Here is a 12,659-nt window from a genome sequence, read left to right as displayed (position 1 = left end):
TAACTAAAATGAATTCACTTCAACCCATCCCATCGGCCCATGCGCACACTTTCCAGGCGACGCCTCAGCACCGACCGGCCAAACCCAAGCCAGCCTTGCCCACTTTGGAAAAAGGCCTTGGGCATGGTTTTGCTCATCGCCTCTGGGCTGGGCGCGGGCACAGCGCACGCCCAGGCGCTGACCATCGAGAGCTGGCGCAAAGACGATCAGATTTTCTGGGACAAGGTTCTGATTCCGGCCTTTCAGCGTCGGCACCCTGAAATCAAGTTGCAATTCAAACCCGAGGAGCCACTGGCCTACGATTCGCGGCTGGAGGCCCGGCTGTCCACCCGGCGCGCAGGCGACCTGATTTTTTGCAGACCCTTTGACGCCAGCGTGCGCATGCAGGCCAAGGGTTACCTGCTGCCCCTGAAGGAAGAGGCCCTGCAAAACTTCAACCCCCAGGCTCGCCGGGCCTGGACCACCGACGACGGCAGCACCACCTACTGCCTGCCAGTGGCCTATGTGATGCACGGCCTGTTCTACAACAAGAAAATCCTGCGCGAGCTCCAACTCGAGCCACCCAAGACCTGGGAACAGTTCTACCAATTGCTGAGCCAAGTGGCTGCCAAAAAGACGGTGACTCCACTGGCGCTGGGCACCGCCGACATGTGGGAATCGACCCAAGTGGTGTTCACCGGATTGGGGCCCAACTTTTGGGACGGTGAAAAGGCCCGGCAAGGGCTGATGGAGGGCACTGTCAAATTCACCGACCCGGGCTTCCTCAAGGCCTGGGACATGATGGCCCGGCTCAAGCCCTACATGCACCCCGAGCAAAACAGCATGTCCAACGGTGACATCCAGCTGCTGTTTGCCACGGGCAACGCAGCGGTCTACCCCTCAGGCTCCTGGGACATCGACTTTTTGCGCAGCACCAGCTTTGCTTACAAAAAACCCATCGATTTGGGTGTCTTCAAGCCCCCAGTTGAACAAGAAGGCCAGGCTTGCCACATCTCGGTGCACCCTGATTTCGGCATCGGGGTGAACAAGAACAGCCCGAACCAGGATGCGGCGCTCAAGTTCATCGCTTGGCTGGGCACCGCCGATTTCGCCCAGTTGCTCACCGACACGCTGACCGGCTACTTTCCTTTGGCGGACCACCCGGTCCAATTCAACGACCCCTTGGGTCAGGAGATGATGAGTTGGCGGCGCAGCTGTCAGGACACGATCCGCCTGAACGCCCAAAAAATCAACCGCGTCTGGCCCTCTATGGAAGAGGAGCTTTGGTACGCCAACGTGAAAGTGATCAACCAGGACATCAGCCCTGAACAAGCGGCTCAGCACATCCAGAGCGTGCACGAGAAAAACGCTTACCTCAAATGAAGCGCGCACTCAAATGGCCGCAAGATGCGGTCATTTGAGGAACGGCCCGTCTTGGGCGGGTGAAACCCTTCAGGCCGAAAACAGGTTTTTGTACTGATCGCGCAGCAGGTTTTTTTGAACCTTGCCCATGGTGTTACGCGGCAACTCGGGCACCACAAAACAGCGCTTGGGGATCTTGAAGTTGGCCAGTTTGGCTTTGAGATCGGCCACGATGGCTTCTGGCTTCAAGCTGGCTCCGGGTTTGGCAATGACCACCGCCACGCCCACCTCGCCAAAATCGGGATGGGACACCCCGATGACGGCACTTTCGGCCACGCCAGGCATCTCGTTGATGTAGCCCTCGATCTCGGCCGGGTACACGTTGTAGCCGCCGCTGATGATCAGGTCCTTGCTGCGGCCCACGATGGTCACATAGCCGCGCTCGTCCACTTTGCCCACATCGCCGGTTTTGAAGAAGCCGTCCGTGGTGAACTCCTCGGCTGTTTTTTCTGGCATGCGCCAGTAGCCCTTGAACACGTTGGGCCCTTGGACCTGAATGCCCCCAATCTCGCCCACGGGCATGTCTTGGCCATCGTCGCCTCGCACGCGCAAGGACACGCCGGGCAAGGGAAAGCCCACTGTGCCGCCACGTCGCTCTGACTGGTTGGCATAACGCGGGTCGGCCGCATAGGGGTTGGAGGTGAGCATGGCGGTTTCGCTCATGCCGTAGCGCTCCAAAATAGTGTGGCCCGTGCGCTGCTGCCATTCGCTGAAGGTCTCGATCAGCAAGGGGGCGGAGCCTGCGATGAACAAGCGCATCTGACGCACCGCCGCCTTGTCGAGGGAGGGCTCGGCCAGCATGCGCACATACAGCGTGGGCACGCCCATGAACACGGTCGCCTCTTTCATGCGGGCAATCACGCGCTTGGGGTCGAACTTGGCCATCCAGATCATCTTGCTGCCGTTGATCAGGGCGCCATGGATGGCCACGAACAGGCCATGCACATGGAAGATGGGCAAGGCGTGGATCAACACGTCACCGCGGCCATCAGGCCCGCCCGTCGATGTCCAGCCCCAATAGTCCTTGAGCGTGAGCGCGTTGCTCAGCAAGTTGCCATGGGTGAGCATGGCCCCCTTGCTGCGGCCGGTGGTGCCGCTGGTGTAGAGGATCGCTGCCAAATCATCGGCCTGTCGCGACACAGGGGTGTGCTGGTCGCTGTGGTGCGCAGCGCGCTCCAGCAAACTGCCCGTGCGGTCGTCGTTCAGGGTGAACACATGCTGGGTGCCTGCCTTGAACGCGATCTTGCTGACCCAGCCAAAATTGGCACCGCTGCACACCACCACGGCCGGCTCGGCGTTGCCAATGAAGTACTCGATCTCGGCACTTTGGTAGGCGGTGTTGAGCGGCAAAAACACGCAGCCTGCACGCAAGCAAGCCAGGTAAAGCACCATGGCTTCGACCGATTTTTCGACCTGCACGGCCACACGGCTGCCGCCTGGCAAATCCAGCGATTGCAGCAAGTTGGCCATCATGGCCGTGGCGCGGTCCAGGTCTTGCCAGCTGTAGCGCAGGCCTTCATCGGTTTCCACCGCCGTGGCCGACATGTCGGCAGGAAAAGCAGCCCGCAGGGCCGAAAACAGGTTGTTGTGGGTCATGGTTTCAAAATCGCAAGGTGTAAAAGGGCATGAACAAGGCCCGATCACAGGCCCGTTGAACATCCAGTGCCGCAATCAGTCGAGCTTGGCCCCGGAGGCCTTGACCACTTGCGACCACTTGGTCAGCTCTTTCTTGATGAAGCCATCGAACTGGGTGGTGGTCAGGTTGGGGAATTCCGCCCCCTGGTTGGCCCAGACGGCTTTGGCCTCGTCGGTCTGGCAGGCGCGACGGATCTCTTCAATGGCGCGGGCTTGGGCATCCGCTGGCGTGCCCTTGGGGGCCCACACGCCGTACCAGGTGGACACGGTGTAATCGGGTAAACCCAGCTCGGCCGAGCAAGGCACGTCCGGGAATGCCGCATTGCGCTTCGCACCCGAGACCATGAGGGCCTTGATGCGGCCGCCCTTGATGTGCGCCGCCGACGAGCCCAGGCCGTCGAACATCATGTCCACGTTGCCCGCGATCAGGTCTTGCAAGGCCGGGCCAGCACCCCGGTAAGGGATGTGGGTGATGAAGGTCTTGGTCTGCAGCTTGAACAACTCGCCGGCCAGATGGTGCGAGGTACCGCCCCCGGCAGAGCCGTAGTTCAGACGACCGGGGTTCTTTTTGACCATCTCCAGGAAGGCCTTGAAGTCGGCCGCCTGCACTTTTTTGGGATTGACCACCAGGACCTGTGGCACGTTGGCAACCAAAATCAAGGGGATCAGGTCGCGTTCCAGGTCGTAGTCCAGCTTGGGGTACATGCTGGGCGCGATCGTGTGGTGAACGGCACCCATGAACAGGTTGTAGCCATCGGGCGTCGATTTGGCGGCCACGCCAGCGCCCAAAGTGCCACCCGCTCCACCCCGGTTGTCAATGATGAGCTGCTTGCCGGTCAGCTTGGCAAATTGGGCCGACAGGGGCCGGGCGAAGGCATCGGTGCCGCCGCCTGCCGGAAAGGGCACCACCATGGTCACCGGTTTGGAAGGCCAGCTGCTTTGGGCCCGGGCCCACACAGGCAGTGAGCCCGTCACGGCGGCCATGGCCTTCAAAAAGTCGCGGCGTTGGCCCCAGGGGTTCAAGTTGTTCATGTCGTGTCTCCGGGTTTTGTTTGGAAGCGGCATCATAAAGTTTTTGCAAACACAGGCACGGGCCGGGGTGTCACGTCCGATCCCAGGCCCTACCGGCCCCTTCCCCCGTCAAGACGCCCCCCCTACATGCCCTGCTCTCGCCCTGCACTCGCCCTGCCTGGCCCTGTGCCAAGGCCCAAACCGCGCATCACAGTGCGGCCAGCAGCTGCAAGGCGGTGGCAAAACCGGCACCCGGTTGGCAAACATCCAGATGCACCACGGCCAAGCCGCAGCGCTGGGCGCCCGCCACGTTGCGCAGCTGGTCATCCACAAACACCGCATGCTCGGCCCGCACCCCCAAAGCCTGCACACACGCCTGGTAAGCGCGTGGGTCGGGCTTGAGGATCTGGGTGTAGGTGGCGTCCACGATCACGTCAAACTGCTGGAGCAAGGGCAAACGTTCGCGAAAATCAGCCCCATAAAACAGATCCAGCTCATTGGACAAAATGCCCAGCTTGTAGCCCAGCGCCTTGGCCTGGTGGATGGCCGTCACCGCTTCGGGCCGGATCACGGCCTGCACATCCACCCCCCGAGCGCGCTGCACAAAGGTTTGCATCGCGGTCCAGTCTTCGCCCAACAAGCCACCGACCTCGCGGGTGCGTTGCATCCAGTAATCGCGTTCACTGATCTGATCGGCCTGCATGGCTTGCCACAGCGCATCGGTTTCAGGCGCAAACGGGCCTTGCCAGTTGAGCGTGCCGGCAGCTAGGCCCAAAGCGGCTTCACTCAAGGCATGGGTTTCAAACAAAGTGCGGCTGATGACACCACCAAAGTCCAGAATCAAGGCCTTGTCTTCGGGTTTCACAGCATCAGACATGTGAGGCTTTCTTGCCCACAGCAGGCACCACCAGCCCTTTGGCCAGCCAGTCGTCAAACACTGCAAGCACCTGCTGTACAAAAGCAGCATCGTTGATGTGCGCGTCGATGCGCGAGACTTCGGCCGCGCCCCAATCGCATTGCGCCATTTCGTCCATCATCGCGGCCAGACCTTCTGGATCGTGCAGCGGTGCACCGGCCCGGTCCCACTCTTGTATGCCTTGCAGGGGCAGCACCAGGTGCACCGGGCCTTGCGCCTGGCGCAAGCGACTGGCCAACTCCCGAGCAAATTCACGGCGAATGTCTGCGTCGATGCCAACGGAGGCGATCAGGCGGTTGTGGTCGTGCGAGGGACGCCCTGCAAAGCGCTCGGGCATCTGGCCCCAGGCCGGGTAGTCCACCAGGTCGGTGGCACCCGGAGCGACGATCATCGGCACACCTTTCAGGCCTGCGCCCATCAGGCGGTCGGGGCCTGCACTGACCACCGAGCCGCCCATCTGGTTGACCATCTCCTGCAGGCTGAAGTCCATCACGCAGGCAAATTGACCCTGTGCAGCCAGTGATTCAAACGCCCGGCCCCCCATGCCCGTGGTGTGGAACACCGCCAGGTCAAACCCGCGTTTGTCCAGTTCGGGCTGCAGTTGCACCATGTATTTCAGGCAGCTCGAGCCCAAAGAGGTCATGCCCACCACCGGCCGGTCAAAGCGCGGCACCCGCGCCACGCGGCAGGCTCCCACCACCGCGCCTGCGGCTTGGGCCAGGGCCGACTGGCACAGGCTGTTGAGGCCATAGAGACCACCCGCCCAGAGCACCATCATCAAATCGGGCGGCATGCGATCGGGTGGCAACAGGGGCGAAAACGCCACCGTGGAAAGCACCACTTTGGGCACGCCCAGCGGCAAACTGCTGGCAACATCGAGCGCCAGATCGGTGCCCATGGTGCCGCCCAGCACCAGCAAGCCGTCCATGCGGCCCGTGCGCTGCAATTGCACCGCCAGGCGACTTGCGCCCAGGGCCATCAAGGCCATGGCGCTGTTTTCGTCGCCACTGTCCATCACCTGCTGCAGCGTCACGCCCGCTGCAGCGGCCACATCGGTGTTGGCAATGTCTGGGACCACCCGGCCTTTGGCCAGCACACCCACGTCCATGATCAGTGCCTGGCCGCCAGCGGCCTGCACCTGCTCGCGCATGAAGCCGATCTCGTCGCTCTTGGTGTCGACGGTGCCGACGATCAGAATGACCGGGCTCTTCATGCGCGCCCCTCCTGCACAGCAGCAAAGGCGGCTTCGAGCACGTCGCACATGAAGTCGACCTCCTCCCGGGTGATGACCAATGGCGGCGACAGGATCAGGTTGGGGCCGGAGATGCGCACCATCAAACCGGCCTTGTAGGCGGCCTTGGCCACCCGCGCCGGGATGTCGCTGGTGCGGGTCATGGGCGTGCGCTTGGCCTTGTCGCTCACCATCTCGATGCCCAGCATCAGGCCCACACCACGCACATCGCCCACAAAGCTGCAGGTGTCCACCAACTTGCGCAGGCGGGTTTGCAGGTGCGCCCCCACGCGGGCGGCGTTGCCGGGGATGTCCAGCGCCTCGATCTGGTCGAGCGTGGCCAGCGCCGCAGCGGCTGCGATCGGGTGCGCGCTGTAGGTGTAGCCGTGAGAGACCGAGGCCGTGCCCGTGGTGTCGGCGTCAAACACTTCGGCAATGCGGCGGTTGATGGCCGTGGCCCCGAGCGGGATGTAGCCCGAAGAAATGCCCTTGGCCAAGCACCACATGTCGGCATTCACACCCCACAGGCGCGTGCCAAACAGCTCACCAACGCGGCCAAAGCCGGTCACCACCTCGTCGGCAATCAAGAGCACACCGTACTTGTCGCAAATCTGGCGCACCAGCGGCCAGTAGTTGGGGGGCGGCACGATCACACCACCCGCACCCTGCACCGGCTCGGCAATGAAGGCCGCCACCGTGTCCGGCCCCTGGAACACGATTTCGCGCTCGAGCATTTCGGCGCAAATTTCGCCCAGGCGAATCGGGTCATCGGTGTAGGGGTTGTGGTACGCCCAAGGCGTGTCGACGTGAAAGCAGCCGGGCAGCAGCGGCTCGTAAGCGCGGCGGAAATTGGTGTTGCCGTTCACGCTCATGCCGCCAAAGTGCACGCCGTGGTAACCCTGGCGCAGGCTGATGAACTTGAAGCGGTCGGCCTGGCCTTTGAGCTTCCAGTACTGACGCGCCACTTTGAGCGCACCCTCCACCGCGTCCGATCCGCCGGTGGAAAACATCACCGTGGCCACGCCCTCAGGCTCCATCGTCTGCACCAGGCGTTTGGACAACTCGATCGCCCGCACATGGGTGGTGCCGCGGAACACGTTGTAGAACGGCAGCTCATCCATCTGCGCCACGATGGCGTCGCGCACAGGTTTGTTGCTGTGGCCCAGGTTGCAGGCCCACAGGCCCCCCACGCCGTCGAGCATCTTGTGGCCATCCACGTCCCAGATCCAGCAGCCCTCGCCTTTGGCGATGATGTCGGGTGTGGATTTTTTCATCTGCCCCGGGTGGGCCATGGGGTGCCACAGGTATTGGGCGTTGTCCGCCTTGAGTTGGGAGTGGTTCATGTCATTTACTTTCAAAAATCAAAGCTGAATCCAGGCCGTTTTCAGGTCCAGGTATTTGTCCAGGGCATGCATCGACTTGTCATGCCCATTGCCCGACTGCCGCACGCCGCCCAGCGGCACGGTGATGTCGGGGCCGCCATAGGTGTTGACGTGCACCAGCCCGGCCTTGATGGCGCGCACCATGCGGTGGGCACGAGACAGGCTGCCGGTCCACACCCCTGCTGCCAGCCCATATTCGGTGCCGTTGGCCAGGCGCACAGCATGGGCCTCATCGTCAAAAGGCATGACGGCCAGCACCGGGCCAAAGACTTCCTGCCGGGCAATCTCCATCTCGGGCTGAACGCCATCGAGGACGGCAGGGCTCATGTATTGGCCACCGGGCACAGGCGCAATCACCTGACCACCCGTACGCAGACGCGCGCCCTGCTCTAAAGCACGGGCCAGCATGCTCTGGTTGCGGGCCAGCTGGCGAGCGCTGCTGACGGCACCGATGTCGGTCGTCACATCGAGCGGGTCACCCACGCGCAAGCTGGAAGCGATGTTCTGCAGGCGATCCACAAATTCATCATGTACCGAGCGCTGCACCAAAAGGCGCGAGCCCGCCACACACACCTGACCGCTGTTGCGGAAGATGCCCATGGCCGAGACCTTGGCCGCCTGCGCCAGATCGGGCGCATCCTCGAACACCACATTGGGCGACTTGCCACCCAGCTCCAGGTACACCCGCTTGAGGTTGGACTCGGCCGAAGCCTTGAGCAACAGGCGTCCCACCGGGCCCGAGCCGGTGAAAGTCAAGATGTCCACATCCATGTGCCGCGCCAGCGCCTCGCCCGCCTCTGCGCCTGTGCCGGTGACCACATTGAGCACGCCCGGGGGCAAGCCCGCGTCCAGGCACAGCTGTGCCAGGCGCAGCAAAGACAGCGAGGCGTCTTCAGAAGGTTTGAGCACCACCGAATTGCCAGCCGCCAAGGCCGGCGCGATCTTCCAGGCACCGATCATCAACGGAAAGTTCCAGGGCACGATGGCCCCCACCACGCCGACCGCCTCCTTGTGGATCAAGCCCAGCGTGCCTTCTGGCGTGGGGGCGATCTCGCCGTTGATCTTGTCGACACACTCGGCGTAGTAGCGGAAGGTGCCCGCCGCGCTGCCCGGCTCGGCCTTCCAGGCCATGACGATCTCGGTGCCGTTGTCGCGCACGCCCAGCACCGCCAGTTCGGCATGGTTCGCCTCGATGCGGTCAGCAATGCGGTGCAGAATTTTCTTGCGCTCAGCCGGCGCCATGCGTGACCACACGCCCTGCTCAAAACTGCGGCGGGCCGCCTGCACCGCGCGGTCGACGTCCACAGCCCCGGCAGCGGCGATGCTGCAAAGCGTCTGCCCGTCGATAGGCGAGACCACGGGCAAGGTCTGGCCAGATGCTGCAGGCTGCCACTGTCCTTCGATCAGCAGACCTTGGTGGGCAATGGGCAAGTGACGCAGTGCGTCGATGTGTTCTTGTTTCAATGTGTTCTCCCAAAATTCAATCCATCAGTGGTTTCAATAAGAAAGATGCAGGACGATGCCCTCCTGCGCAGAGGACGCGATCAGATGGCAACCCGGGCGTCTGGCGCTTGTATGAAGACGTTGCGCCAAACCAGCCGAAGCACAGCTCGTCATGGGTCAGCAAAAAGCCTATGCCCAGGTTCACACGGCGTCTCTCAAGCCAAAGCCCATGCTAAGCACAAGGTGCGCAAGTCACTATCAAGTTTGGGCACCGCACACCCCGGGTTTTCACGAAAAAGCCTCCCTGCATGAAACAGGCACACTCGGGGTCATGCCCCAGACGACTGTTTTGTTTTTTTGATGAATCCTCCCAGCCCCGACCCACCCTGGGTCCAGGTACTGGACACCCAGGACATGGACCAGCACGCCCTGGCCCAGCAGGGCTGGGCGCTGCAATACGAACAACTCTCGCCCGGCCAGTTCAAGGGGCGCATCCACCAGGTGCAACTGCCCGAAGTGACCCTGCTGCGCGAAGACACCAGCATCGCCCTGCGCCAGCGCGGGCGACTCGACGAGAGCGTGTACGGCTTTGCCATGGCCCTGCAGGACTCACCGGATTTGTTTTTCAACGGCCAGCGGGTGCCGGCCCACGCCATCATGTGCGGCAAAGGCGACGAGGTGGACCTGACCACCCCACCCCACTTCACCCTGATCGCCGTGGTGGTTAACCGCAGCCTGCTCAACCCGCTGTGGGAGCGCATGTACCAAAAACCCCTGGCGCATTGGCTCGAAAAGCAGCTGGTGCTGCAAACCACCGACATCAAGGCCCAGAACCTGCGCGACCTGCAGCTCACCGTGCAGGACCAAGCCAGCGCCCTGGCGCACCGCCAGCACGACCCACAGGCCTTGCGCCAATTGCGCGATGAGATCTTGATGGAATGGCTCGAAGCCCTGCCCCCGCAGGTGGACACCTCGGAGCTGCCCAATTTGGAGCGGCGCAAGAAGCTGGTCGACCGCGCCTGTGAACTGATGCTCGGGCATGCCGACGAGCCTCTGTCCATCCTGGAGGTGTGCAGCCGGGTGGGCACGAGCCGGCGCAAGCTCAACTATTGTTTTCAGGACGTGCTGGGCACGACCCCGGTCAAATACCTGCGCTCTTTAAGGCTGAACGGGGTGCGCCGCGCACTGCGCCAGGCCGCATCGGGCGTGACCATCCAGGACATCGCCTCGCACTGGGGCTTTTGGCACCTGAGCCAGTTCGCTCAGGACTACAAAAAGCTATTTGGCGAGTTGCCGTCCGCCACCTTGAGGGACTTTGAGGGCCGCAAATCCAACTGACCCACAACGGGTCAGGCTCAGTAAGTCAACTCCAGCACCGTGGTGCGGCCCTCTGCCAAGGGCCAGGTCAAGCCCACCAGGCGCTCGCCGTTGAATTCAGCGGCCACAGTTCGCTGGGTTTTGTCATCCAGCCGCAGTTTGGAACTGGCCACGCCCGCTCCCGGGGGCACACCCGGCAAGCTCGTTTTGCCGTCCAGACGCATCTGGTCACGCTGCGGGTCGAAGTAACCGCGTGGCCGCACAAAGCTGACCAGCGACTGAGCAGTCTGGTCGGCTGGCGCAATCCGCTCGGGCTTCATGTGGACAATGCCGCTCGAGCGTGGAAATGCGCTGCGGTAAATGTGTGTCGTGGCATAGCCTTTGGCCGTGATAACAAACTCATAGGCTGCTTGTGATGTGCCTTTGAAAGGCCCCCAAAGCCCGTCGGTGCCCACAGTTTTTTGATGCACCGCACCGCCTTTGCGCTGCCCTGTCACAGGGTCGACCTCATAAACCTCAAGGCCTGCACCAACCAGTGGCAAATTGTTCACAAAGTTGCCACTCTGCGCGTCTTGTGGATTCAAGCCCAGACCCACCACTTTGCCGTTCAACAGCACCGAAGCCTCGGTTTGAATGCCCAAAGCAGGCGTGCGACCCGTGATGAATCGGTAAGTGGCTTCAAAAGCCGCTGCCGAATAAGAGGTTTCGCGGTGGTCAATGCGGGGGATCACCACATTGGTCGCCCCTTTGAGCTCCGGGCCGGCAAAAGTCACATTGGTGGGCTTGCCTTTCATGCCAATCCAAAGGCCATCGGGCTGGGCAAATTTGTCGTTGTTGTCCGAGCGGATGGTCATCCATTTGGCTGGGCCACACACCTCGTCACCTTGCGCATTTTTGGGCGCATTGAGCTGACTCAGAAAGGGTCCGGTGCCAGAAAATTCATTGGCTTCGTTGACGCCGGGGATGGCCTGAACACCGTGGTTGGGTGTGCCGCCCAACACCGCATGGCTGACGAGGTTTTGCCCTCCACCGTTGCAGATGAAGTTGCGAATCGCATTGCCACCCCGCGAGTTGCCCACCAAGACCACCTGCGCAGCACCCGTGCGCTTCAAGACCGCTTGCACTTCTTCGCGCAAAAAGGCCATGTGCTCGGCGGTGGAGGTGCGGCCCGCTTGGGGCTTGTTGTCGGCGTCTCGCGCCAGGGGATAGGGCACATCGATGGCATGCAGGCGCTCGCGCGGCCAACCATTGGATTCAAAGCGCCACATCGTGCTTTGCCACAAGGCGGCTGTGTCGCCATTGCCATGGACAAACACCACGGGCGGTTTGTCAGCCCCCGCAGTGGGCAAGGTGCCCGAACAGGCCCCCAGCAACAGGGTGGACAAAGCAGCAAGCCAAAGTTTTCTTCGCAGCAAGTTCATGGGACCCATCCTTCCATGTCAAAAGTGCTTCATGGTGAAGGATTCCGTTCATGGGTGCTGACCCGAAGGTGTCAGCCCAAACCGCTTCAGTTGGATTTTCGGGCTGAGAAGGCCCACAAAGCCACCCCGCCCAACATCATCGGCACACACAACCACTGCCCCATGCTCATGCCCAGGCTCAAGAGGCCCAGGTGCGCATCGGGTTCGCGGAAGAATTCGGCCACGAAGCGGAAAAAGCCGTAGCCCAGCAAAAAGGCCCCGGACACCTGCCCGGTGGGGCGGTCCTTGCGGGCAAACCACCAGAGCAGCACAAACAGCAGCAAGCCTTCCAGCGCGATCTGGTAGAGCTGCGAAGGGTGACGTGGCAAATCACCCGCCCCCCGGAACACCATGCCCCAAGGCAAGGAAGGATCGGCCACCCGGCCCCAAAGTTCGCCGTTGAGGAAATTGCCCACCCGACCGGCGGCTAGTCCCGTGGGCACACACGGCGCAACAAAGTCCATGACCTGCAAAAACGGCCGCTCGCGGGTGCGGGCAAACCAGACCATGGCCAGCATCACACCCAGCAAGCCCCCATGGAAGCTCATGCCGCCTTGCCAGATGGCGAAAATTTCGAGCGGGTTGGACAGGTAGTAAGCGGGCTTGTAAAACAGGCAGTAACCCACACGCCCGCCCAAAATGACGCCGAGCACACCCAAAAACAGGATGTCCTCCACATCGCGTTTTTGCCACTGCGGCAGGTGTTTGAAGGGCGCATGGCCCAGACGCCGCACGCCCAGCCAGAAAAACAGGCCAAAAGCGGCCAAATAGGTCAGGCCATACCAGTGGATGGCCAAGGGCCCCAATTGCAGGGCGACGGGGTCAATTTGAGGATGGATCAGCATGCCCGGATTGTGCACCGG

The 12,659-nt window shown here is 62.1% G+C and carries 10 protein-coding genes; 2 read left to right on the top strand and 8 right to left on the bottom strand.

The window, feature by feature from the left end:
• The first annotated feature begins 123 nt into the window (after window positions 1-123).
• On the top strand, window positions 124-1,362 hold the full coding sequence (locus tag QZ190_RS11325; protein WP_291916321.1) for an ABC transporter substrate-binding protein: 1,239 nt from the start codon (window positions 124-126) through the stop codon (window positions 1,360-1,362).
• Window positions 1,363-1,431: 69 nt separating this feature from the next.
• On the opposite strand, the gene QZ190_RS11320 is transcribed toward QZ190_RS11325, so the two are convergent.
• The 6 genes from QZ190_RS11320 to QZ190_RS11295 all read right to left on the bottom strand — a co-directional run bounded on the left by QZ190_RS11320 (window position 1,432) and on the right by QZ190_RS11295 (window position 9,040).
• Window positions 1,432-2,997: a malonyl-CoA synthase gene (locus tag QZ190_RS11320; RefSeq protein ID WP_291916318.1), complete on the bottom strand. Its 1,566-nt coding sequence runs from the start codon at window positions 2,995-2,997 to the stop codon at window positions 1,432-1,434.
• A 75-nt stretch (window positions 2,998-3,072) separates the two neighbouring features.
• Complete coding sequence (locus QZ190_RS11315; protein ID WP_291916315.1) at window positions 3,073-4,068, bottom strand: tripartite tricarboxylate transporter substrate binding protein; 996 nt, start codon at window positions 4,066-4,068, stop codon at window positions 3,073-3,075.
• Window positions 4,069-4,255: 187 nt separating this feature from the next.
• Complete coding sequence (locus QZ190_RS11310) at window positions 4,256-4,924, bottom strand: HAD-IA family hydrolase (RefSeq protein ID WP_291916314.1); 669 nt, start codon at window positions 4,922-4,924, stop codon at window positions 4,256-4,258.
• On the bottom strand, window positions 4,917-6,176 hold the full coding sequence (locus tag QZ190_RS11305; protein WP_291916311.1) for a Tm-1-like ATP-binding domain-containing protein: 1,260 nt from the start codon (window positions 6,174-6,176) through the stop codon (window positions 4,917-4,919). The genes QZ190_RS11310 and QZ190_RS11305 overlap by 8 nt, the downstream gene beginning before the upstream one ends.
• Window positions 6,173-7,537, bottom strand: a complete 1,365-nt coding sequence (locus QZ190_RS11300) for an aminotransferase class III-fold pyridoxal phosphate-dependent enzyme (protein ID WP_291916309.1) — start codon at window positions 7,535-7,537, stop codon at window positions 6,173-6,175. The genes QZ190_RS11305 and QZ190_RS11300 overlap by 4 nt, the downstream gene beginning before the upstream one ends.
• Before the next feature lie 18 nt (window positions 7,538-7,555).
• Window positions 7,556-9,040, bottom strand: coding sequence for an aldehyde dehydrogenase (locus QZ190_RS11295; protein WP_291916306.1), 1,485 nt, complete (start codon window positions 9,038-9,040; stop codon window positions 7,556-7,558).
• 393 nt (window positions 9,041-9,433) lie between these two features.
• On the opposite strand from QZ190_RS11295, the gene QZ190_RS11290 reads away from it, so the two are divergent.
• Complete coding sequence (locus QZ190_RS11290) at window positions 9,434-10,357, top strand: helix-turn-helix domain-containing protein (protein WP_291916303.1); 924 nt, start codon at window positions 9,434-9,436, stop codon at window positions 10,355-10,357.
• 17 nt (window positions 10,358-10,374) lie between these two features.
• Here the strand turns inward: QZ190_RS11290 and QZ190_RS11285 are convergent, their stop codons facing one another.
• Together QZ190_RS11285 and lgt are read right to left on the bottom strand one after the other, a co-directional pair.
• Window positions 10,375-11,757 carry an alpha/beta fold hydrolase gene (locus QZ190_RS11285; protein WP_291916300.1) on the bottom strand — a complete coding sequence of 461 codons (1,383 nt, stop codon included), beginning with the start codon at window positions 11,755-11,757 and terminating at the stop codon, window positions 10,375-10,377.
• An 86-nt stretch (window positions 11,758-11,843) separates the two neighbouring features.
• Window positions 11,844-12,641: a prolipoprotein diacylglyceryl transferase gene (gene lgt / locus QZ190_RS11280; RefSeq protein ID WP_291916297.1), complete on the bottom strand. Its 798-nt coding sequence runs from the start codon at window positions 12,639-12,641 to the stop codon at window positions 11,844-11,846.
• Window positions 12,642-12,659 lie beyond the last annotated feature (18 nt).

The sequence above is a fragment of the Limnohabitans sp. genome (genome assembly GCF_017848645.1).
Taxonomy (GTDB): Bacteria; Pseudomonadota; Gammaproteobacteria; order Burkholderiales; family Burkholderiaceae_C; genus Limnohabitans_A.
The sequence above is the reverse complement of the archived record's forward strand: the minus strand, read 5'-3'. Positions and strand labels throughout refer to the sequence as shown.

What these genes read in the sequence shown, in the direction of transcription:
- QZ190_RS11310 (WP_291916314.1), bottom strand. Translation starts at nt 4,924, where the DNA reads ATGTCTGATGCTGTGAAACCCGAAGACAAGGCCTTGATTCTGGACTTT.
- QZ190_RS11320 (WP_291916318.1), bottom strand. Translation starts at nt 2,997, where the DNA reads ATGACCCACAACAACCTGTTTTCGGCCCTGCGGGCTGCTTTTCCTGCC.
- lgt (WP_291916297.1), bottom strand. Translation starts at nt 12,641, where the DNA reads ATGCTGATCCATCCTCAAATTGACCCCGTCGCCCTGCAATTGGGGCCC.
- QZ190_RS11305 (WP_291916311.1), bottom strand. Translation starts at nt 6,176, where the DNA reads ATGAAGAGCCCGGTCATTCTGATCGTCGGCACCGTCGACACCAAGAGC.
- QZ190_RS11300 (WP_291916309.1), bottom strand. Translation starts at nt 7,537, where the DNA reads ATGAACCACTCCCAACTCAAGGCGGACAACGCCCAATACCTGTGGCAC.
- QZ190_RS11325 (WP_291916321.1), top strand. Translation starts at nt 124, where the DNA reads ATGGTTTTGCTCATCGCCTCTGGGCTGGGCGCGGGCACAGCGCACGCC.
- QZ190_RS11290 (WP_291916303.1), top strand. Translation starts at nt 9,434, where the DNA reads ATGGACCAGCACGCCCTGGCCCAGCAGGGCTGGGCGCTGCAATACGAA.
- QZ190_RS11285 (WP_291916300.1), bottom strand. Translation starts at nt 11,757, where the DNA reads ATGAACTTGCTGCGAAGAAAACTTTGGCTTGCTGCTTTGTCCACCCTG.
- QZ190_RS11315 (WP_291916315.1), bottom strand. Translation starts at nt 4,068, where the DNA reads ATGAACAACTTGAACCCCTGGGGCCAACGCCGCGACTTTTTGAAGGCC.